At 45.9% G+C, this 22,231-nt stretch carries 21 protein-coding genes and 1 other annotated feature; of the genes, 1 reads left to right on the top strand and 20 read right to left on the bottom strand.

The window, feature by feature from the left end; translation table 11 throughout:
• From carA to lspA, 7 genes are all read right to left on the bottom strand, one after another.
• Window positions 1-1,179, bottom strand: a complete 1,179-nt coding sequence (carA, locus tag NST74_RS22100) for a glutamine-hydrolyzing carbamoyl-phosphate synthase small subunit (RefSeq protein ID WP_042130198.1) — start codon at window positions 1,177-1,179, stop codon at window positions 1-3.
• A gap of 118 nt (window positions 1,180-1,297) precedes the next feature.
• A complete protein-coding gene (locus NST74_RS22105; protein WP_341114462.1) occupies window positions 1,298-2,581 on the bottom strand; it encodes a dihydroorotase in 1,284 nt (427 codons plus the stop codon).
• A 110-nt stretch (window positions 2,582-2,691) separates the two neighbouring features.
• Window positions 2,692-3,597 (bottom strand): aspartate carbamoyltransferase catalytic subunit, encoded by a 906-nt coding sequence (locus NST74_RS22110; protein ID WP_339287648.1) that lies wholly within the window; start codon window positions 3,595-3,597, stop codon window positions 2,692-2,694.
• A gap of 4 nt (window positions 3,598-3,601) precedes the next feature.
• Entirely contained in the window at window positions 3,602-4,165 is a 564-nt protein-coding gene (pyrR, locus tag NST74_RS22115) for a bifunctional pyr operon transcriptional regulator/uracil phosphoribosyltransferase PyrR (RefSeq protein WP_042130202.1), read from the bottom strand.
• Window positions 4,166-4,596: 431 nt separating this feature from the next.
• Window positions 4,597-5,850, bottom strand: coding sequence for an LL-diaminopimelate aminotransferase (locus tag NST74_RS22120; protein WP_042130204.1), 1,254 nt, complete (start codon window positions 5,848-5,850; stop codon window positions 4,597-4,599).
• Window positions 5,851-6,057: 207 nt separating this feature from the next.
• Window positions 6,058-7,029 carry an RluA family pseudouridine synthase gene (locus tag NST74_RS22125; RefSeq protein WP_339287654.1) on the bottom strand — a complete coding sequence of 324 codons (972 nt, stop codon included), beginning with the start codon at window positions 7,027-7,029 and terminating at the stop codon, window positions 6,058-6,060.
• Window positions 7,022-7,534 (bottom strand): signal peptidase II, encoded by a 513-nt coding sequence (gene lspA / locus NST74_RS22130; RefSeq protein WP_341115954.1) that lies wholly within the window; start codon window positions 7,532-7,534, stop codon window positions 7,022-7,024. The genes NST74_RS22125 and lspA overlap by 8 nt, the downstream gene beginning before the upstream one ends.
• A 246-nt stretch (window positions 7,535-7,780) precedes the next feature.
• Between lspA and NST74_RS22135 the strand changes: the two genes are divergently transcribed.
• Complete coding sequence (locus NST74_RS22135; RefSeq protein ID WP_042130209.1) at window positions 7,781-8,506, top strand: TraR/DksA C4-type zinc finger protein; 726 nt, start codon at window positions 7,781-7,783, stop codon at window positions 8,504-8,506.
• Window positions 8,507-8,931: 425 nt separating this feature from the next.
• On the opposite strand, the gene NST74_RS22140 is transcribed toward NST74_RS22135, so the two are convergent.
• The 13 genes from NST74_RS22140 to ftsZ all read right to left on the bottom strand — a co-directional run bounded on the left by NST74_RS22140 (window position 8,932) and on the right by ftsZ (window position 22,191).
• Window positions 8,932-9,303, bottom strand: coding sequence for a DUF5665 domain-containing protein (locus NST74_RS22140; protein WP_375105457.1), 372 nt, complete (start codon window positions 9,301-9,303; stop codon window positions 8,932-8,934).
• A 256-nt stretch (window positions 9,304-9,559) separates the two neighbouring features.
• Window positions 9,560-12,652 carry an isoleucine--tRNA ligase gene (gene ileS, locus NST74_RS22145; RefSeq protein WP_341114465.1) on the bottom strand — a complete coding sequence of 1,031 codons (3,093 nt, stop codon included), beginning with the start codon at window positions 12,650-12,652 and terminating at the stop codon, window positions 9,560-9,562.
• Window positions 12,653-13,020: 368 nt separating this feature from the next.
• Window positions 13,021-13,295: a binding site (T-box leader), on the bottom strand.
• A 240-nt stretch (window positions 13,296-13,535) separates the two neighbouring features.
• The gene (locus tag NST74_RS22150) at window positions 13,536-14,048 is read right to left on the bottom strand and encodes a DivIVA domain-containing protein (RefSeq protein WP_042130215.1); all 513 of its coding nucleotides are present in this window, start codon (window positions 14,046-14,048) and stop codon (window positions 13,536-13,538) included.
• A gap of 229 nt (window positions 14,049-14,277) precedes the next feature.
• Complete coding sequence (locus tag NST74_RS22155) at window positions 14,278-15,060, bottom strand: YlmH family RNA-binding protein (RefSeq protein WP_341114466.1); 783 nt, start codon at window positions 15,058-15,060, stop codon at window positions 14,278-14,280.
• A gap of 9 nt (window positions 15,061-15,069) precedes the next feature.
• Entirely contained in the window at window positions 15,070-15,309 is a 240-nt protein-coding gene (locus NST74_RS22160; RefSeq protein WP_042132388.1) for a YggT family protein, read from the bottom strand.
• Window positions 15,310-15,343: 34 nt separating this feature from the next.
• Entirely contained in the window at window positions 15,344-15,784 is a 441-nt protein-coding gene (locus NST74_RS22165) for a cell division protein SepF (RefSeq protein WP_042130218.1), read from the bottom strand.
• A gap of 11 nt (window positions 15,785-15,795) precedes the next feature.
• The gene (locus NST74_RS22170; protein WP_042190837.1) at window positions 15,796-16,482 is read right to left on the bottom strand and encodes a YggS family pyridoxal phosphate-dependent enzyme; all 687 of its coding nucleotides are present in this window, start codon (window positions 16,480-16,482) and stop codon (window positions 15,796-15,798) included.
• A gap of 3 nt (window positions 16,483-16,485) precedes the next feature.
• Entirely contained in the window at window positions 16,486-17,343 is an 858-nt protein-coding gene (pgeF, locus tag NST74_RS22175; RefSeq protein WP_341114467.1) for a peptidoglycan editing factor PgeF, read from the bottom strand.
• A gap of 135 nt (window positions 17,344-17,478) precedes the next feature.
• On the bottom strand, window positions 17,479-17,823 hold the full coding sequence (locus tag NST74_RS22180) for a YlmC/YmxH family sporulation protein (RefSeq protein ID WP_341114468.1): 345 nt from the start codon (window positions 17,821-17,823) through the stop codon (window positions 17,479-17,481).
• A gap of 163 nt (window positions 17,824-17,986) precedes the next feature.
• The gene (gene sigG / locus NST74_RS22185) at window positions 17,987-18,769 is read right to left on the bottom strand and encodes an RNA polymerase sporulation sigma factor SigG (protein WP_036683631.1); all 783 of its coding nucleotides are present in this window, start codon (window positions 18,767-18,769) and stop codon (window positions 17,987-17,989) included.
• A 78-nt stretch (window positions 18,770-18,847) separates the two neighbouring features.
• Complete coding sequence (gene sigE, locus NST74_RS22190) at window positions 18,848-19,567, bottom strand: RNA polymerase sporulation sigma factor SigE (protein ID WP_375103692.1); 720 nt, start codon at window positions 19,565-19,567, stop codon at window positions 18,848-18,850.
• Between the two features lie 94 nt (window positions 19,568-19,661).
• Window positions 19,662-20,609, bottom strand: coding sequence for a sigma-E processing peptidase SpoIIGA (gene spoIIGA / locus NST74_RS22195; RefSeq protein WP_081389730.1), 948 nt, complete (start codon window positions 20,607-20,609; stop codon window positions 19,662-19,664).
• 460 nt (window positions 20,610-21,069) lie between these two features.
• Window positions 21,070-22,191 (bottom strand): cell division protein FtsZ, encoded by a 1,122-nt coding sequence (gene ftsZ / locus NST74_RS22200; RefSeq protein WP_042130228.1) that lies wholly within the window; start codon window positions 22,189-22,191, stop codon window positions 21,070-21,072.
• Between the last annotated feature and the right edge of the window lie 40 nt (window positions 22,192-22,231).

Genomic DNA, 22,231 nt, shown 5'->3' on the forward strand with positions numbered 1-22,231 from the left:
TTATAGAGCTCCTTTCACGGCTTCAAGCTGTAAGTTAGTTTTTGGCGCCGTGATTCTGGCGTTTGCCGCAAGTTGTGCTTGACGTGAAACAACAGGTGTCTTAGCTTTATGATCTGCAATCATTTGCAGGAAACGATCAAATAAGTAGCTGCTGTCATGTGGTCCTGGCGCTGCTTCCGGATGATATTGCACCGAAAATGCAGGGTAACGGGTATGTTTAATTCCTTCAACAGTCTTATCATTATTATTAATGTGAGTAACTTCTAGTTCAGTGTTCTTCACAGATTCCTCATTGACGGTATAACCATGGTTCTGGGAAGTGATGAAGCAGCGTCCGCTTTCCAGTTCCTTCACAGGGTGGTTCCCACCGCGGTGACCGAATTTCAGCTTCTCTGTATCTGCTCCGCAAGCCAGTGCAAACAACTGATGACCTAGGCAGATACCGAAGATCGGATATTCGCCAAGCAATTCGGAAATCGTCTTGACAGCATGAGGCACATCTTTCGGGTCCCCAGGGCCGTTAGACAGTAGGATACCATCTGGGTTCAGACGGCGAACTTCTTCCGCTTTTACATCATGTGGTACAACAACAACATCACAACCACGGTCGTTAAGTTCACGTAAGATACCAGCTTTTGCACCATAATCCACAAGCACAATTCTTTCTTTGTTGCCTGGGCTGCTGTACGAACTTGCAGTTGACGTACGAGCTACCTGATTGCGCAATTCCTCAATCGTAGTATTTCCCATCATTTCCATCAGTTCCTCTACACGTTTGTTAGAGGTAGTCAAGATTGCTTTCATTGTTCCGTAGTGGCGAATAATCCGAGTCAACATCCGAGTATCAATCTCGCTGATCCCAGGAATATCGTATTCTTTCAGCAAGTCGTCCACACTATATTCAGCACGCCAGTTACTAGGAACTTCTTCATGACGACGCACTACAAAACCGTGTACGAAAGGTCGAACCGATTCAAAGTCATCCCGAGTAATCCCGTAGTTCCCGATCAATGGGTAAGTCATTGTAACGATTTGTCCGCAATATGAAGGGTCAGACAGCACCTCTTGATATCCTGTAATTCCAGTATTAAAAACAACCTCGCCTGTCTTTTCGCCCTCAGCGCCAAATGCGGTACCTGTAAATAAAGTTCCGTCTTGCAGCAGCAATCTCGCCTGCATTCCATTCCACTCCTTCATGTTTCTGTAGTCTAATGCTTATGCCTTACAAGCCTTCCGGAGTGTACGTGTATTCAATCGCTGCATCCATTAAGATCAGCAACTCCGCCCCACCGGTCCGCTAGTTTTTCTCAGTCCATACGGCTTTGCCGTCTACCCATGTCATTACTGGCCAGCCCTTAAGCTTCCAGCCACCAAAAGGAGTATTCCGTCCTTTACTTGCGAAAGATCCTGGGTCTACTTCTTTCTCTTGCTCCAGGTCAATCAGTGTCAAATCTGCAGGAGCTCCGATATCCATCACACCGGTGTTCAGTCTAAATACCCGTGCAGGGTCAGCGGTCATTCTTTGTACTAGTAAGGATAAATCCCATTTTCCGGTTGCTACAAACGCTGTGTACAGTAGTGGGAAAGCTGTTTCGAATCCTACGATACCAAAAGGTGCAAGTTGCATACCTTTAGCCTTCTCTTCCTCACTATGCGGCGCATGGTCCGTAACGATCATATCTAGTGTGCCGTCAAGCAAACCTTCGATACACGCCTCAACATCGCGGCGGGAACGTAGCGGCGGGTTCATTTTCCAATTCGCATCTAGGCCGGGAATATCTTCTTCAGAGAGCAGCAAGTGATGCGGACACACCTCAGCAGTAACTTTAATGCCGATTTCTTTCGCTTGGCGAATCAATCGCACCGATTGTTCAGTACTTACATGGCATACATGGTAATGAACGCCTGTCGCTTCAGCCAGCAAAATATCGCGTCCAACATGGATGGCTTCCGACTCATTTGGAATTCCTTTGAGGCCATGCTTTCTTGCGAACTCACCTTCGGCTACACAGCAGCCTTCAACCAGTGAGTTATCCTCGCAGTGAGCAATGACTGGCATATCGAGCGATGCTGCGATGTTCATTGCATCTTTCATCATTTGAGCGCTTTGGACGCCCACGCCGTCGTCGGTGTAACCGATAGCTCCAGCTTCTTTAAGCGCCGCAAAATCAGTCAGCTCACGTCCGAGCTCGTTTTTCGTAATGGCTGCATAAGGAAGTACTTTAACAAGTCCTGCTTCACGCGCTTTGTCTTTCACAAATTCTACGATTTCCGGCGTATCTGTTACCGGACGGGTATTAGGCATACAAGCGATGGTAGTAAATCCGCCTTTGGCAGCCGAGCGACTTCCGGTTTCTACGGTTTCCTTGTGTTCAAATCCCGGTTCGCGTAAGTGCACATGCATATCAATGAGTCCTGGAATGAGCAGCTTGCCTTCTGCATCAATGATCTCTCCCGCTTCTGGAGCAGCTTCATTTCCGTCGATTATGGTCGAGATAACACCTTCTTCAAGTACAATATGTTTCCGCTCTAACAAGCCTTCCTCATTCAATACACTGGCGTTTCTAATAATCACTGTCATGATTCTACCTTTACCCTCAGATCCCAGCTGCGGGCCCTCTCATCATTATATAATAAAAATTCATGTTTGTGTATATTTATTAGTCCTTATACATCATCATTCTTAGAACTTTATAGTAAAGCTCTTTCGAGAACTGCCATCCGAACCGGCACCCCATTAGACATTTGCGGGAAAATCCTTGATTGACTGCACTCTACAACTGCATCATCAATCTCGACATTCCGGTTAACCGGTGCTGGATGCATAATGATTGTATCTTTTGCAAGCTTAGCTGCGCGTTCTTCCGTTAAACCATAATGTCTGCGGTAATCCTCTGCGGAAAGTACGATTCCGGAAGAATGGCGTTCCAGCTGCACACGAAGCATCATGACTACATCTGCTTTAAGGGCTTCCTCTATAGTCACATAAGGCGCGTATTCCATAAGCTCAGGAGCCTTCATATTCTCCGGTGCACAGAATTGCACTTTAGCTCCCAGCTTTGTGAGTCCCCATAGATTGGAGCGCGCTACCCGGCTATGCATGATGTCCCCGATAATAGAAACCGTGAGACCCTTTAAATCTCCAAACGTTTTAGTCATGGTGTAAAGATCAAGCAGCGCTTGTGTTGGATGTTCATTGTTGCCATCGCCCGCATTAATAAGCGGTATGGACACCTTCTCAGCTAACTGCTGCAGCACACCTGCAGGCTTCAAACGCACAACTCCGGCATCGATCCCCATCGATTCCAGTGTGCGTACTGTATCGTAGATCGACTCCCCTTTTTCTACACTAGAAGCTGCAGCCGTAAAATTAAGTACTTGTGCACCCAGTCGTTTCTCTGCCATTTCGAAAGAGAAGCGTGTGCGTGTGCTGTTCTCAAAAAACATGTTAGAAATAAAATGCGAGTTCAAAATGGGGGTTAGCTTCTCACTTTGATTGTCCCAGTACGCTGTTCTATCCAGCAATTGGGTGATTTCCGACCGATCAAGCTCTTTTATACCCAGCAGACTACGTTCCTTTACCTTGGTAAGCGTCATGATGTTATCGTTCCTCCCGGTTTGAAATAATGTAGACCTCGTCTTTGCCGTCGTATTCCTTCAGCGCCACTTCAATCTGCTCATGCTTTGAGGTAGGTACATTCTTACCGATGTAGTCCGGCCGGATTGGCAGCTCGCGGTGACCACGGTCAGCCAGTACTGCCAGTTGAATCATTCGTGGGCGTCCGCAATCCATCAAAGCGTCCATCGCCGCGCGGATCGTGCGTCCGGTGTACAGCACATCGTCGAACAAAATGACCTTCTTATCATGGATGCCATCACTGCCGGAAGTAATAATGACGTTACTCTTCACTACCGCTTCACTGCCTCCTACTTCACGGTCATCCCGATAATGCGTGATGTCGAGTTCGCCGTAAGGAATCTCGACGCCTTCAATTTCCTTGATACGCTCAGCGATGCGCTGTGCCAGATATACGCCTCTTGTCCGGATACCCACCAGCAGACAATTCTCAATTCCTTTGTTTTTCTCCAAAATCTCATGAGCAATACGGGATAATGCCCGGCGGATCGCCGTTTCGTCCATAATTACATTTTTCTCAGTAACCATAATCTTGTCACCCTCCACTTGTTTCGCCTGTTCAAGTTCCCGGAAATCAAAAAACTCCTTGCCTATAACAGGCAAGGAGTGAAATCCGCAGATGAAGAAGATGATGGCCGCGCGCATAAAAAGACAGTCCGGTGTATACACACGGATACCTTTCTAAGAGTCGCGAACCTCGATTCACGTTACCTTGCCAGCCTCACAGGACTGAATTAAAGGCGCTATTCATTTAATGAGAATTATGACAGAACAAACCCTGCATGTCAACTTTATCTGCCTAAACTACAACACTTTCCAAACTTACTTCTATTAACAACAAGAGGAAGCCATAACGATGGATATAGCTTTTATTTTCGTATTTTCTGCCTGGATTAACGTCTAACATAAAGAAAAGCCGCCCAAGGTTACCCCAGACAGCTTCAATTTCTAACAATTAATTAAAATTCAAATTCCACATCGCTTAAGCGTCTTTGGATTTCAGAAATGACACGTCTTTCTTCCTCTTCCCCTTTAGCAATAAAGGTAACGGAGAAACGTACAAACGGACCTGCATCATCCCAAGGCACAGTGGAGATTAGCTTCTCACGGATCAGGAATTGCGAGAAATCTTCACCAGATTCAAAACGGCGACCGCCTTTGACACCTTTTGGCGCAGCAACATAAAGGAAGAAAGAACCCTTTGGTTTCTCAGCTTGGAAGCCGAGACTGTTCAGTGCATCAACCAACAGGTTATGACGACGAGAATACTTGGCCGCAATCGCTTCAGTAATCTCTGGATGAGCAAGACCGTAAGCCGCAGCTTTTTGAATCGCAATAAATTGACCGGAATCATTATTATCCTTCACATCACTGAAGGCTTTAACAACTAAAGGATTCCCGGCAACAAAGCCAATTCTCCAGCCTGTCATATTGTAGGATTTGGACAAGGAATGCAGTTCCACGCCAACATCCTTCGCACCCGGCACAGAGAGGAAGCTAAGTGGCTTCAAACCATCATAGGTTAAAGCCGCATATGGCGCATCGTGGATAACGACTACATCATATTTTTTAGCCCATGCTACGACTTCAGCAAAAAATTCAGGAGTCGCGCTAGCGCCCGTTGGATTGTTTGGATAGTTCAAATAAAGAAGCTTAGCTTTATGAGCAACTTCTTCTGGAATTTCGTTGAGATCTGGAAGGAAGTTATTCTCCTTCTTCAGTTCTACTGTAAACACTTGTCCACCCAAGTATTTAGTATGTGTACCCAGCACTGGATAACCCGGCACCGTCATGATCGTAATATCTCCCGGATTGATAAAGCAAGAAGGCAACATCGCCAGCGCAGGCTTAGATCCGATAGAGTGAACTACTTCTGTAACAGGATCAATACCTTCCACACGGAATACTTCCCGCAAATATTCGGCAGCGGCTGTCTTAAACTCAGCAATTCCATTGTCCGCATAACCACGGTTTTCTTCCTTAGCTGCTTCTTCAGCAAGCTTAGCCACGATACCGGCATCAGCCATCTCATCCGGCTCGCCTACGCCCATGTCGATCAATTCAATATCAGGAAAATCCTGTTTAGCGGATGCTTTGGCACGTTTGATTTTCTCGAATTTATAAATCGAGGTATCTTTGCCATAGTTCGCACCACCAATGCGGTCTGCAAAATTAGTCTGAATGAAGCTGTCTTGGTATTGTTCAATACTCATACTTTCATCTCATCTCCTGGCTATCTATTCTAATTTCAGAAGAAACGGCTTCGCCGTCCCTTGGATGGCTTATGTTTCTAGAGATCCGTTTCTGTGATAAAAAATAAGGATAAAGAATAAGGCATAACCTTCTCTTTATCCTTATGTTATTAAATATGATGGAAAGCAGAGTTCAATACCATAGACTATTTATCACTTCATTTGTACTTATCTGCTGCGCAATGCGAGTAGAACTTCTTCCATGTCTTCCGGAATAGGTCTGCTGAATTCTTTATATTCACCTGTCGTAGGATGAATAAATCCAAGCACCGCCGCATGTAATGCCTGTCCATTCATAGTTGTTCCCTTGCTGCGACCGTAAACCGGATCGCCCACAAGCGGATGACCTATGAATTTCATGTGCACTCTGATCTGATGCGTGCGACCAGTCTCTAGCTGCAACTCCAGCAGTGTACATTCGCCGAAACGCTCCATCACCGTAAAATGGGTCACAGATTTCTTGCTGTTCTTTTCCGTTACAGTGTATAGCTTGCGATCATGTGGATCTCTACCGATCGGAGCGTCAACCGTTCCTTTGTCATGCGACAAGTTGCCGTGCACAACAGCTATATAGCGGCGTGTTACACTGTGCTCTTTAAGCTGTGCTGCGAGCGATGCGTGACTGGCATCATTCTTAGCCACCATAATAAGACCAGAGGTATCTTTATCAATACGGTGGACAATACCCGGACGAATCTCACCGTTAATACCGGACAGATCCTTGCAATGATACATCAGTGCATTCACCAAAGTGCCTGACGGATGACCAGCTGCTGGGTGCACAACCATTCCACGTGGCTTATTAATCACAATGACATCGCTGTCTTCGTATACAACTTCAAGAGGAATATTCTCTGGGATCAAGTCCGTCACTTCTGCTTCTGGTACGACAATGGAAACTTTATCGCCTTCTGAGAGCTTATAGTTAGCTTTAACCGGTGCCCCATTAACCGTAACATGGCCACCACTGATCCACAGCTGTACCTGAGAACGAGAAATATCCTCTTCCCAAGATTCTGTAATATATTTATCAATTCGCTCCCGCGCGTTCTCCGCCGAAACGGTCCACTCCGTGACGTCCCTCTCTTCTTCGCTCGTAGATGCCGCTTGGTGATTGACGTCTTTACTCAAATCATTCATTCCCTTCTTTTACTTCCTTTGTTTCTTTTACTTCTTTGATTTCCGTGATTTCTTCACCATTCTTAAGATCGCGGAAGGAGTCCAAAAGAATCAACCCAACCCCAATGACGATACATGAATCCGCAACGTTAAAAATCGGGAAGCTATAGCTTCCAAAATTAAACAGAAGGAAATCGACAACCTCACCACTGATCATCCGGTCTAGGAAGTTACCAATCGCCCCACCCAGAACAAGCCCAAGGGCAACCGATAGCATCTTCCGCGAATGTCTAGTTTTGTTCAAGTACCAAACGATACCTGCAACCACTACAACCGTAACTAAAAAGAAGAACCATTGCTGACCTTGTAGAATCCCAAAAGCAGCCCCGCGATTACGATGTGAGGTAATTAGGAAGAAATTCCCGATCACCGAAATCTGTTCCCCAATCTCCAGACGTGTGGCAATGAGATACTTCGTTCCCTGATCCACCAAAAATACAATAAGAGCAATCAAATAGTACACCACAGAAGTTGTCACTCCGTTCTTATTTTTCCCGCCAAATGCGGTACGAATACTGTTATAAGACTTGTATATTGTAGCACAGCCCTTAGAAGATCGTCTATTGCGTGACACCTCTCGGGCGCTTAATCTTGGGGACTATTTTCCATCGCTAAAATAACGCCTCTCAGGTCAACCTAACAAAGAATCATCCGGTGCAAATCGGTAAGTCGGAAGGATTCTTAAAAAAGTACAGAAAGGAGCTTACTCATCATGACGCACCTGACAGTACAGCAGCTCTCAGAGCTACGCGCCCGATTAGAAAAAGATCGTGATACTATTCAGCAAAGGCTTCAGAATAATGAAAATTACGGCCTACAGGAATCCATGCGGGATGGCACCGGAGAACTTTCCGAGAATGACAACCATCCGGGGGACGCAGCCACCGATTTGTATAATCGCTCCATGGATATTTCACTGCTTGAGCGGGACGAGCATGAGCTGGATGATATCGAAGCTGCTCTCTCCGCAATGGATGAAGGCACTTACGGGATATGTAAGGCTAGCGGTAAACCGATCCCTTTTGAGCGTTTATCTGCCATTCCTTCTACACTTTACTGTAAGGAGCACGCCCCACGTCAAAATGCACCTTTTACTCGGCCAATTGAAGAAGAATTTTTGTCTCCTCCATTTGGGCGTACCAGTCTCGATGAGCGAGAGGATCAAAACGGCTTTGACGGTGAAGATGCCTGGCAGATAGTAGAAAGCTATGGCAACTCCGATTCCCCTGCTATGGCGGAGGGCAGCAATATTGACTCTTATAACGATATGGAGATTGAAGCGGATGAGCTGGAAGGCTGTGTAGAGCCTTGGGAGAACTTTATCGCCACCGATATTACCGGGAACCATTTAATTGTAGTTCCGGGACGCAGCTACGAACGCTATAAGGATAGCGGCGAGGGAAGTTACATGCTTGATCCGCTCGAAGGCGAAGAGTAAAAGCATTATCCCTACTAGAAAAATGAACAGCGTGCGGTTCCAGTTTTATTGTGGAATGCCCGCTGTTTTTTTGTTTTTTATGCTCTATGTCATTTTGTTAAGAAAATGTTCAGATTCAGATGTTAAACTGATCTAACGCATGATGAAATCGACATACAAGGAGTGTACCGTAGTGAATCACGATTATTTCAAAAATGTACAACAACTCAGTCATGAAGATGACCGACGATATTTATTATTAATGAGAGGCTTACGCATCATACACGAGGAAAATAAGCAGCGCAGCCCTCTCCAAAGATTAAAGAAGGAAAGGTCAGGACTGGGGAGAAACATAGAAGCTCAAGGTTGGGTAAATCCACCTAAGAAAATGGACCGGACTCTAATCTCTCCTTCAACCCAAATAAAGACGGCTTCGCCTTAACAAGCTATTTAAATTCCAGCTGACGCTGTACAATCCGTACAATATCCGCAATATAATCTCCGATGATCGGTAGATTCAAGGCTCCAAGCCCCTGAAGGACATAAATGATCGTTGCCGCAAAAAAAGTAAAGCCTAGCGCGATCCCAACTCCACGAGCCGTTCCATATAAGATGTTTCGCCAAATGAGACTCCAAGGTGAATATAGCAGCTCTGTATACTTATAAATTCGTGATTTTTCTAAAATATGGGCCCATTCAAAGGTTAATCGATACATTGTATTCATTTTTTCTTCCAGTGGAATATCTTCCGGATTACGATGATCTGCTGTTAAACGCTCAGGGTTTGCCTCAGGAATAACCTTTTTCTCCGCTCCCATGTCTGGGCTGTTCTTGTTGCCGGATGTCTTGACGGAGATTCTGTTCTTCTGATCCTCCACAGCCACAGCTCCTCTCATACGTCTATACTCGCCCACAAAGTAAACGAGCCCGGTCAAAGAGAATGAATCTCCTTGAGCACGAGGCTCGTTATTTTTTGCGGGCGAAATATAAAGACTATATTTCCCGCATAAACAGAAGTTCTCCGTTTACACTTGTGCCGCTAGTATATGCTGTTTTGGGACAGGTAATGCAGATTTACGCTCCAATATGGATGCCGATAGATTTACCACCAACATCTACCGTTTCAAAAGCGTGTTCTCCGCCAAAATCAACCGTAGTCACAAGTACATTGTCTCGCAATACATTCTCAAATGCTGTAACTGCTGCTTTAAGCTCATCGTCTACATTCAGCGTGAGTGCGATCCGTTTCTCGATCGGCAGATCCAGACGTTTACGGTAGTCTTGAACCGCACGAATGATCTCACGAACCCAGCCTTCTTGTTCAAGCTCAGGCGTGATTTCGGTATTGAGCGCAACCGTAATTCCATATCCAGAAGCTGCTGCGAAACCTGCTTTGGCTTGTTTTTCAACGAGTAGCTCTTCGGAAGTGATTACGAGCTCTTCTCCCTCTGGCGTCGCAATCGTGATTGAGCCATCTTGTACCGCTTTGCGGGTAGAGTCACTATCCAGAGCTTTCAGGAAGCCTTGCAGGAAGCCAACGTTTTTACCGTATTTTTTACCGGCAACCTTAAGATTCAGCTTAAGTGTGAAATCCACAAATCCGCTATCACTAGTCTCCAGCACGATGTTCTTGATGTTGATCTCTTCTTTGATGATCTCTTCATACTCAGACAAATGGAAGTCACGGTTCATCGAAACGATCAGCTCAGACAGTGGTTGACGATTCTTAATGCCTGTTTCGTTACGCACGTTGCGCGCCAGCTCAACGATCTGTCTTGCACTTTCCATATCCTCTTCCAGCTCTTTATCGATCAAGCTCTCATCAGCAACCGGATAATCTGCTAAATGCACGCTTTCTCCGCCGCCAAGGTTCGTGAAGATATCTTCAGACAACATCGGTGTAAATGGAGCCATCAAAGAGGCTGTCGTCAAAAGCACATGGGTCAGTGTACGATAAGCATCCAGCTTATCTTCACCTAGACCACTCCCCCAGAAACGGTCACGGGAACGACGGATATACCAGTTACTGAGCTCATCCACAAAGTTCTCAATCGCTTTGGACGTGTTTACGAAGTCATTTACCGCAAGTCCTTTATCTACCAAAAGAATCAAGCTGTTCAGACGGGATAGAATCCAGCGGTCCAGCTTATGTTCGGATACTTTAAAAGGATGATCGGCTGGATCGTAACCATCGATGCCTGCATAAAGCGTCAAGAACGCATGTGTATTCACCAGTGTATCTACAACTTTAGATTTGGTTTCCCCTACAAGACCACGGGAGAACCGTTTGTTGTTCCACGGTGCACTGTCAGACAGAATCGCCCAACGGAAAGCATCCGTTCCGTATTCATTCATGATTTCCCAAGGATCAATAACATTGCCTTTGGATTTGGACATTTTTTGACCGTTCTCGTCGAGGATATGGCCTGTAGCGATTACCGCTTTATATGGTGCTTTACCTTTAAACAAGGTAGATACTGCTAGCAAGCTATAGAACCATCCACGGGTCTGGTCGATCCCTTCACAGATCATATCCGCTGGATACTGATCATTCAGCTTATCTTCGTTTTCAAATGGATAGTGGCTTTGAGCAAAAGGCATTGAACCACTGTCAAACCAAACGTCGATAACTTCCGGTGTGCGAACCATCTCTGCACCTTCACTGAAAGGACTACGTAGCTTGATCTTATCTACAAAAGGCTTATGCAGCTCGATATCCTCAGGCACATCGCCGATTGCCATGGCTCTCAGTTCTTCAATGCTGTGTGGAGCGAACTCTTTGCCCGTTTCTTGACACACCCAAACATTAAGCGGTGTACCCCAGTAACGATTACGGCTGATATTCCAGTCCACCAGTTCATCCAAGAACTTACCAAAACGGCCTTCGCGTACATGCTCAGGGTACCAATTTACGCTGTTGTTGTTAGCAATGAGCTGATCCTTGATCGCTGTAGTGTTGATGAACCAGCTGTCTGTTGCGTAATACAAGAGCGGTGTATCACAACGCCAGCAGAACGGATAGCTGTGCTCGTATTTTTCTTTACCGTAAAGCAATCCTTTTTCAGATAAAGCTTTAACGATATCTAAATCGCAATCTTTTACGAAGCGTCCGGCAAAATCAGACACTACATCCGTATACTTACCGGAATTATCAACCACGTTTACGAAGCTGATACCGTTCTCGCGGCAAGTCTTGTAGTCATCTTCACCATGCGCTGGTGCCATGTGTACGATCCCTGTACCGCTGGAATCTGTAACGAAGGAAGCACCTACGATGACATTGCTTTTCTCTGCCTTGATGTATCCGAAAGGAGGAGCGTAAGTTTTGCCGATAAACTCGGAACCTTTATGTGTCGAAAGGACGGTGTGCTCGCCTTTCATTACTTCTTCCACCAAATTCTTAGCAACGATGTACACACCATCTTCTTGTTGTACACGTACATAATCCATGTCAGGGTTCATGGCTAAAGCCATGTGCGCTGGCAATGTCCAAGGTGTAGTCGTCCAAGCTAGTACGTAGTCTCCACTGTCATCCAGTTTGAACTTTGCAGTCGCACTAAGATCCTTGACGGTTTTGTAGCCTTGAGCTACTTCGTGGGAGCTTAGGGTAGTCTGGCAGCTTGGGCAGTAAGGGCTAACGCGGTGTCCGCGATAGAGCAGCCCTTTGTCATGCACCGTAGCCAAGATGTTCCACACGCTTTCGATATATGTGTTATCCAAGGTTACGTAAGGATTATCTAAATCCGTCCAGTATCCGATACCCTCTGTAAACTCGCGCCATTGCTTCTCGTAGCCGAAGACGCTGTCTTTACATTCCTGAATGAATTTCTCTACACCATATTCTTCGATCTCTTGTTTACCGGAGATCCCAAGCTTCTTTTGCACGCCTAGCTCTACTGGAAGACCATGTGTATCCCAGCCCGCTTTACGTACCACACGATAGCCTTTCATCGTTTGGTAACGACCGATGAAATCCTTGATTACACGGCCCAGCACGTGCCCGATATGTGGTGCACCATTCGCTGTAGGAGGACCTTCGTAAAATACATAGTTCGGACGTCCTTCACGGTTCTCCATGGATTTGCGGAACGTATTTTCGTCGCTCCATTTCTTCAGTATGCGGACATCTCTTGCCCGCGCTTTTTCTCTGACATCTACTTTTTGCATGTGATGGTCAATCCTTTCATGGTTTAGTCTCTGAGCGACCTTGCACAGCTGGTCGCACGTGCTTTTGTTCTTGGCACCCGAGCCGCGATCCCGCAGGGCAGCACTGGCTAGGAGTGCCACAGGGACCGGCGAGTGAAACGCCGGTTTGCTCTAGCAGTGAAGGCCCCGCAGGCGATCCCGCCAGGGGAGCCTAAGAAGGGCCGCTCCTTCAGCCACATGAGTCCGTTCGCTTCCACCACCGTACCCATTTGCACGAGGCTTTACTTTGCGGGTGTCCAGAGGGCGGCAGCCCTTGGGGTCCCCCTTAGCAAGGGGGATTTAGGGGGATGGCCCGCCCCGGAACAACAAAATAAGCGTCATCCCACCCCCAAAGGGGCGAGACGACGCTCGCGATACCACCCTAATTCTGCGCATGAGCACATCCTTAAGGGGAGTGTATTCAGCACAATCTCAGTCCCGCGCGTAAATCTCATGCACAGGTCCGGTGTAACGTCCGGCAGACGGCTAAGCTTACGCACGATCAACGCTTCAGCTTAACTTCTAGGGGAAGATCTTCCGGCAGGGTTCGAACAATCGGCTCTCAGCAATCGCCGACTCTCTGGAGAACGTTACCTTGTCGTACTTGTCCCGTCATCGAATACATATAAACATTATACAGATATGTTCTATTTATAGACTTTTTGAGTCTAAATGTCAACAACCGCTTGCCAAATCCGCAAATAGGAGCATACCAACGATGGCGGAAGATCCTTTATTATGATCGATTTTAACGGAAAATAAAAATAGAGGGAATAGCTCCCTCTATTTAGCCAATTCTGGTTTGAAATTATAAAAGTCCAAAATCCTTCCTACTCACAAACCAAATCAGCATTCATCACAATGATTAGATACGATGTAGAACATCATCCTTAAAAGTTACGTTCTCGCTCGCCTCACGACTCTCCAAGGCATTCCAGTCATCCTGTGACAACAGCTCCAGCTGAGCTTCCACCAATGTCCGGAAACGAGTACGATAGATTGAAGCTTGCTTGCGCAACTCTTCAGTCTCAATAGCAACTTTACGGGATTTGGATAACGCTTCGTTAATAATCCGATCTGCGTTCTTTTCCGCTTCCTTGATAATAAGCTGCGATTCCTTCTTGGAGTTGTTCTTCACATCATCTGCCGCTTCCTGAGCGACTAAGATCGTCTTCGATAAACTCTCTTCAATGTTCACAAAATGATCCAAACGCTCTTGAATGGACAAAAGCTGATTCTGCAGCTCTTTGTTCTCACGGATAACACTTTCGTAATCTTTAATTACTTGATCCAGAAATTCGTTGACCTCGTCCTCATCATAACCGCGAAGTCTCCGAGAGAACTCCTTGTTATGTATATCGAGCGGTGTTAATGGCATGCTGTGCACCTCCTAGAAATTTCGGACCTTCTAAGTCTCTGAACCATACCTGTGCAGCAGACAAAGAAGAAAGACTGTACTTCAAGTAAAGGCAGAGGATATATATCGACGATCCAACTGCCATTCATGGTTCGCCTCTTCTATAAAATATCGGCGTCCTGCTTTAAAAATGTTTGATTCCCTCGAAATAATCAATTTCGACAAGTAAAGCCGGATTCCTGCAAGGGATTCACACAAATTTACCAATTTGAACACGGTATCGGCCCTTTTTCGTCAAACTACCGACTTCTAAAACCTTGAAACGACCGAATCCTTGAATAGATACCATGTCACCATCTTTAAGTCCGCAGGAAGGGTCCTCCTCCACTTTCCAATTTACCCGAACGCGTCCAGCCTTGATGGGAGCAAGAATTTTGCTGCGGCTAAGCCGTGTTACATCTGCGGCAATGCCATCCAATCGTAGGGACGCTACAGTCAAATCCATCATTTCCAGCTTCACCTCACTATTACGCAAGGAAGAAAGTGGCAATACCTCCGTACTCACCTGTATCCGGTGTACTCCAGTTAAATTCATAGCTAAATAATCCGCAATATCTGCAGCTACCACCACATGACAGCCATCATCCAGAACATGAATGTCCCCGATTTTACCGCGTTTTACTCCGAGTCCTAGAATAGCACCCATGTAGTCCCCATGCTCAAGCGCCAGAAACTTCTGTTCACCAGAGGTTATCGCAAGAACCTTCAGCTCCATATCCTCTTGATCCAGATCACGATAATCGGGAGCAACGAGCGCTCGCTTTCGTTCTGCCTCTGCATGCCCCCCCTCCCATCTGACAATTACATCAGGATGGCGGTTAACGAGACTTTGCAGAATAAAGCCTTGTCGCGGGTCTAGAAATTCGGTCAGTTTCGTCTCATGATATTCTCCGGCATGGGTAACCCATTCCCAAGCCTTGTCCACAAATTGTCTTTCATCGGGATGAAAATGCCCGTAAACTTCCGTCTTCATCACTTCTGCCTAAAAAATTAAGTGCAAAATGGATTTGAGTCCACCTGCCGCAAATTCCAAGACGAGTAGTGCAATGATCGGGGAAATATCAAGCGTACCGAAGAGTGGCGGAATAAACCGACGAAATGGTGTTAAATATGGTTCAACAAGCTTGCTTAGCAGTTCACCAATAAAATTATCACGAACGTTTGGCAACCACGACATCAGTACATAGAAAATAATCATGTAAAAATAAATATTGAAAAGCATATCAATAATCGAATCAATTTGGAGCAAAGCTCATTCACCTCATTCTGTTATATTCTGGATCGTCACCGAGGATTTCCGTGATAGCACCTTGAATTTCAACGGTATCTGGCGTGCACATAAATATATTGCCCCCAATTTTAGAGATTCCTCCCCCAAGGGCATAAACAGTTCCACTTAAAAAGTCAATAATTCTCATCGCTTGATCATTGCGAACACGCTGAAGATTGATCACTACCGTCCGGTGAGAACGGAGATGGTCCGCAATTTCCTGAGCCTCATCGTACGAACGTGGCTCATAAAGTACAACTTTTACATTCTTCTGCGAATGGATACTGACAACGTTGCCCCTTTGATTTTTGCGGGTTTCGACAGGGGCTGGCTCATACTCATCCTCTTCGTGGATTTGCTCCCGCTCCACAACTTCTTCTTCCTCCTGCAAGCCCAAAAAACTCATAAATCGGTTCATAACGCTCATCACGATCCCTCCTAATGGCCTACTAACACCGTACCTAGGCGTACCCAGGTAGCTCCTTCCTGTATCGCAACCTCAAAATCATTCGACATTCCCATCGATAGCTCCGTAATCGGCTCAGGTGTCAAAGCAAGTTGATTGAGCTCATCGCGCAGCTCACGAAGTCCGCGAAATACAGGACGGGTAAGCTCCGGATCACCTTCTAAAGGCGCCATTGTCATTAGTCCAATTACTTTTACACGGTCGAGACTAGCAATTTCACGTAAAAATCCAGGTACTGCCTCAGGCGACAGACCAAATTTCGTATCTTCTCCAGAGATGTTCACTTGAAGAAAGACATTCACTTCTTGATCTGCGGCAATCGCCTTTTTGTGTAATTCTTGTGCCAGGGATATCCGGTCCAAAGAGTGTATATATTGAAACTTGCCAATAACGTCTTTAACCTTATTGGTTTGCAAATGCCCGATAAAATGCCATGTCCCTTGGTCCCCTAAAACCTTCCATTTGTGCTCAGCATCCTGCCAGCGACTCTCGGCAATATGCTCTAGGCCTGCCTCCAATACGGAGGACACCATTTCCAGAGAAACATATTTCGTCACCGCAATTACCTTGACGTCATTTCGATCCCGGCCGCTTGCCGCGCAGGCACGTGCTACACGTTCCTCTACCTCAGCAATTCTCTCCTGCAGTGTTAAAGCCAACTTTCAACTCTCCTTTATTCCGATCCAGCTCGTCATCCTACCTGTAACCCCATTTTCTTTACGATAAGAAAAGAACAAGTCCTGATTACAGCTTGTACACCAAGATGTACATTCGATATGAGTCGGCAAGATTCCTGCTTTAATCATAATGCGTCGATTCATTTCTTTCAAGTTTAGCATGTATTTGTTCGTATCTGTGTCAGATGTTCTGTATAGCCCCACAGTGTCAGTTGTTTCTGTCAGCTTGCTCAGCTCATCCTCCAATTGACGAACATGCTCCATCACATAATCATCCACCTCATAACAGCAGTCGCCAATGGACGGTCCGATCGCTGCGATAATGTCCTGTGGATGGCTTCCGTAAATGTTCTCCATTTTACTCACCATGGCGGCTGCAATCTGGGCCACAGTTCCCTTCCAACCGGCATGCGCAAGACCGACGACTTGATGCACTGGATCATAAAAGTAAAGAGGCACGCAATCCGCATAAAAAGAAGTCAGCAAAACTCCCGGTACATCTGTAAGTAAACCATCCGTTGCCTGGAATGCCGAGGCTCTATCCTTTTGCCCACGACCACGATCAGCTTCCCTTACCACTGCTATTTCTGCTCCATGGGTTTGTTCTCCACAGGTCCAAGCTTCCGGCTTGAAATCAAGCGCTTCAGCAAGTGCCCTACGATTCTTTAAAACATCTTCTGGAGCATCCCCAACATGAAATGCACAATTCAGGCTGTCATAAGGCTCTTTGCTAGCCCCTCCCTGTCTACCGTTAAAACCTGCTGTAATTTCTTTATGCTTCACACGCCAAGGCTCCAGATGGAGCAGCATAAGTGTTTCCTTTCCCTGCACAAACGGTTCCATTTCCTCACCTCCGCCTTAGTGTACCACATGTAAATACCCCCACAAAATGCCGATTAAGCTAGAAAGCTCAATTTACTAACTTTTTAAGCTATGCCATTTCGAATTTTTTTATAAAAAAACAAAAAACGCACCTAATTAATAAGTGCGCCGTTCGCTTCGTTCCCCTCGTTCCAGATACATCGTCTCCCGCTCGTCCTGCCCTTGAGGCATTCTTGATTCCTCAATCTTCACAAGCACTACATCAGACCCGATTTTGACAATATTTCGCCATGGAATAATCAGATCTGTTCCACCTCCGAACAATCCCATAAACCGAGTGTATCCGGGAATTACGATGGCATCAATAACACCTCGGCGTAAATCAAGCTCCAAGTCGCTGATTTGGCCCAGCCGCTTACCGTCCACAATGTTAATAACGTCCTTAGTCTGAAAATCAGAGATTTTCATTTTTTTAGCTGATCCTACATAATCCTCGTTCATTTCACCACCCCTGTACAATCAGACCTACAGTCCAATATATGTTATGAAAGCTTGGCCACATGCATGAAAAATCCCCACAAGTATATACTTCCTGAAACCATAAAAAGAGGAGATCACCTAGAATCCTTAAACGGATTCTAGATATCTCCTCATTTCAGACGATTTAAGACTTCACATGCTTTTGCATTTGCTGAATCGCAGATTTCTCTAGGCGTGAGACCTGTGCCTGTGAGATACCAATCTCATCTGCGACCTCCATTTGAGTCTTTCCTTCGAAAAACCGCATGGATAAAATTCGTTTCTCCCGCTGACCTAGCTTTCGCATCGCTTCACGTAAGGCGATTTCTTCGATCCACGACACATCCTTATTCTTATCATCGCTAATCTGGTCCATTACATAAATAGGATCGCCACCGTCATGATAGATCGGTTCGAATAAGGACACTGGATCCTGAATAGCATCAAGGGCAAAGACTACATCTTCCTTCGGTACACCAAGCGCTTCAGAAATTTCGAATATCGTCGGTTCCCGCGAATTCTGATTGGTCAGACTATCGCGTACCTGCAGCGCCTTGTAAGCAATGTCTCTGAGTGAACGCGATACTCGTATTGGGTTGTTATCACGCAAGTAGCGACGGATCTCACCAATAATCATCGGAACCGCATATGTGGAGAACTTAACGTTTTGTGATAAATCGAAATTATCGATGGCTTTCATCAGACCGATGCAGCCCACCTGAAACAAATCGTCAACAAATTCTCCCCTGTTATTAAACCTCTGGATAACACTTAGAACGAGCCTAAGATTACCATTTACCAATTTCTCTCTGGCGGATCGCTCGCCCTGCTGCTGCAGCGAAGTGAACAGTTGCCGCATTTCCACGTTCGTTAGAACAGGCAGCTTAGCAGTATCCACACCGCAAATCTCGACTTTATTTCGGGTCATGATGATTTACCTCCCAAGGAGAAACATTACTGTACATTATCTCCCGGGTTGGCCATTTTATTCCTTGCTAATTTCACCCTACACCATCTTGTTAAACTCCTTACGTAGCCGCTTAATAATTCGTTTCTCCAGACGAGAAATGTAAGATTGGGAAATACCAAGCAGATCCGCCACATCTTTTTGTGTCTTTTCTTCGCCTCCACGCAGTCCGAATCGCAGCTCCATAATGAGTCTTTCGCGTTCGCTCAGCTTTTCCAGCGCCTTCTGCAGCAGCTTGCGATCGACCTGTTCTTCAATGTTTCGGTAAATGGTATCATTTTCCGTTCCTAATACGTCTGAGAGCAGCAACTCATTACCATCCCAATCAATATTAAGAGGTTCATCAAAAGAAACCTCACTTCGTGTCTTACTATTACGCCGCAAATACATCAAAATTTCATTCTCTATGCAGCGAGATGCATACGTAGCTAGTTTTATTTTTTTCTCGGGATCAAATGTGTTAACCGCCTTGATTAATCCGATAGCCCCTATCGAAACCAGGTCTTCAATATTGATTCCGGTATTCTCAAATTTGCGAGCGATATATACTACGAGGCGCAGGTTACGCTCAATCAGCATCGCACGAACAGCTGCATCACCGCTGGATAGCCGCTGAAGCAGATACTCTTCTTCTTCCCGTGTCAGCGGTGGAGGAAGAGCCTCGCTCCCGCCAATATAATAGATTTCCTGACTCTTCAGCCCCAGTAGAAACAGCATGCGGTAATATTGCAGCTGCAGAGCAATTTTCCATTTGATCATTATTGTTCCTCCTCCAAGAAGTACACGGTTCGCATATGAAGCTTTCAATTCCCGCTTTCAGCCCTCAAAAGTTTAGCTCAGCTAGATTTTAAGATTAGGAAGGTAGTGCTGCATCAGTAGTGCTCTCTCTTTGAGTTAAATCCGGATGAATGATCGCCCGATAGGCCCCATCTCCAGACAGTGTCCCGCCATCCAGCCCAATTAAGACTCTTTTACTATAAAAGGTATCTTCACCAAGCTTTATCGTCACAAGGTCCGGCTTCAGTGCGAGCATAAATGATGACCCTCGGTTAATCCCCCTATAAGGTACTAGCCGCATCCTATCCTGCCAAGCGAACGACTGCCCGTCCGTTTCTAGCAAAAGTCTGTCCGCACCATCCTGAGTGAGTCTCCCTTTCCATGCAGCAGGCAGATGCCCCTCCCATAGCGTCGATTCCATCACCATCACCGGAATGCGAGTCAAAGGGTCACAGAGCCGGTTACCTGTGTCTAACAGGCCAGGACAGGAAACACTTACCCCATCAATTTCAACAACCACCTCACCGATATAGGTTTCAAGCTGCTCCCTTCTGATTCGTGAAGATTGCACTGCCTTGAAGCAGATTAACACCAGGGGAAATACCGCAATGACAAACCAAAAGCCGATCTTTAAGCCGTAAGCATGCCCTCCTGAAGCGGTGAACATAATACCATTCCAAATCTCGCTGGAGCTCTGCAGCAAATAGTGAATACCAACGATCCCACCCGCAGCTGCAAAATTGATAATATAGAAAGCTCCCATAGTGCGAAGGTAGCTTTGCAGACTCCCAAAACCAAAGGCAATCCATAGCATAACCACCGACAATCCAAACTTAATAAGGAAGGTATACATGAAAGACAGTTCCGGTACAAACATCATCACCACATACAGTGCGCCAACAAGTGCTGAGAGGATTAAACGCCACCATGAGATTCTCAGCTTAACCATCCAGCCTGTCAGCCACAAAAGAATTCCGTCGATCACTAGATTGGCGGCGAATATCAAGTCAATATAAACAACCAGTGCATTCACCTGCTTAATGGCGGAATCTATCCTGTAGCCAAAATGGATCAGGCTCTGTTTTTTGGACGATATGATTAGTATAGAAAGTCTCGCATTCAAAGTCTGTCTAAACTTGGGGGGCATTCTTGCGGTTTTTTTGTCGAGTTATAGCGCGTGAGGATTTATTCCTTCTTTATGGAAATTCTTTAAAACTGCAAATATATAGCTTTATCCTTACTTTTGGCTTGAAATCATTTTCTGGTGCAAGAAAAGCTGCAGATTTGCAGGATTCCCCACCGGACGGCGCTTGGAGGTTTCCAGTTATCATTAACGCTTAGCCAACCATGGACATCTGTGAGCCACACCATGCTGTTGACTCTCTTGATCGATCCTTACTTACATGTATGCAAAAAAACACCATACCGCCATAGCTAATCAGCTAAGCGATACGGTGTTCTCGTATAATCTTAATTCTTTTTAATTAATCGTTGTTGCCCCGAGTCCGATTACGCAGGAACGTCGGAATATCGAGCTGATCAGAAGAACTCTGATTGCCGAAAGGACGTAAATTAGCTGAACTCTTATCCGGTGCTGCCGCAGGCTCGTTATTCGTCGAGACTGGACGACGTCCTGGAGTTTCAGGCGATGGTTTATGTTCAAAGCCAGTAGCAATTACTGTTACTTTGATATCATCCTTCAGGCCTTCATCAATAATCGCACCAAAGATCATATTCACTTCAGGATCAGAGGCGGATGTAACGATCTCAGCCGCTTCATTAACTTCATATAGAGAGAGGTTGGATCCTCCCGTAATGTTCATAATTACGCCGCGGGCGCCTTCAATAGACGTTTCCAAAAGTGGGCTCATAATGGCTTTACGTGCTGCTTCAGACGCACGGTTCTCACCATTTGCAATACCAATACCCATAAGCGCTGAACCGCGCTCTGTCATAATCGTCTTTACATCCGCAAAGTCAAGGTTAATCAGACCAGGAACCTTAATTAGGTCAGAGATACCTTGAACAGCCTGCCGGAGAACATTATCTGCTTCACGGAAAGCTTCCAACATCGGTGTTTTCTTATCAACGATCTCAAGCAAACGGTCATTTGGAATGACGATTAGCGTGTCGACTTTTTCTTTCAAAGCTTCGATTCCAAGCATTGCCTGGTTATATCGTTTTCTTCCTTCAAAAGTGAACGGGCGAGTAACTACACCCACAGTCAAGGCTCCACACTCTCTAGCAATTTCAGCTATAACTGGTGCTGCACCTGTTCCAGTACCGCCACCCATCCCTGCAGTAACAAACACCATATCTGCGCCCTTAAGGGTATTAGAGATTAAGTCACGGGATTCTTCTGCTGCCTTCTTACCGACTTCAGGATTAGCTCCTGCACCCAACCCGCGGGTCAGCTTGTCCCCGATTTGCAGCTTGTGCTCCGATTTGGCCATATGCAACGCTTGGGCGTCTGTATTAACCGTAATAAATTCTACACCCTGAACGCCATTTTCAATCATCCGGTTGACAGCATTACTACCGCCGCCGCCCACGCCGATGACTTTTATTTGCGCCAAGCTCTCCATTTCAAAATCAAATTCTAACATATTGTTCCATCTCCCCCTCAATGTGCTTGGATGGCCAGTC

This window comes from Paenibacillus sp. FSL F4-0125 (genome assembly GCF_038008565.1).
Taxonomy (GTDB): Bacteria; Bacillota; Bacilli; order Paenibacillales; family Paenibacillaceae; genus Paenibacillus_AQ.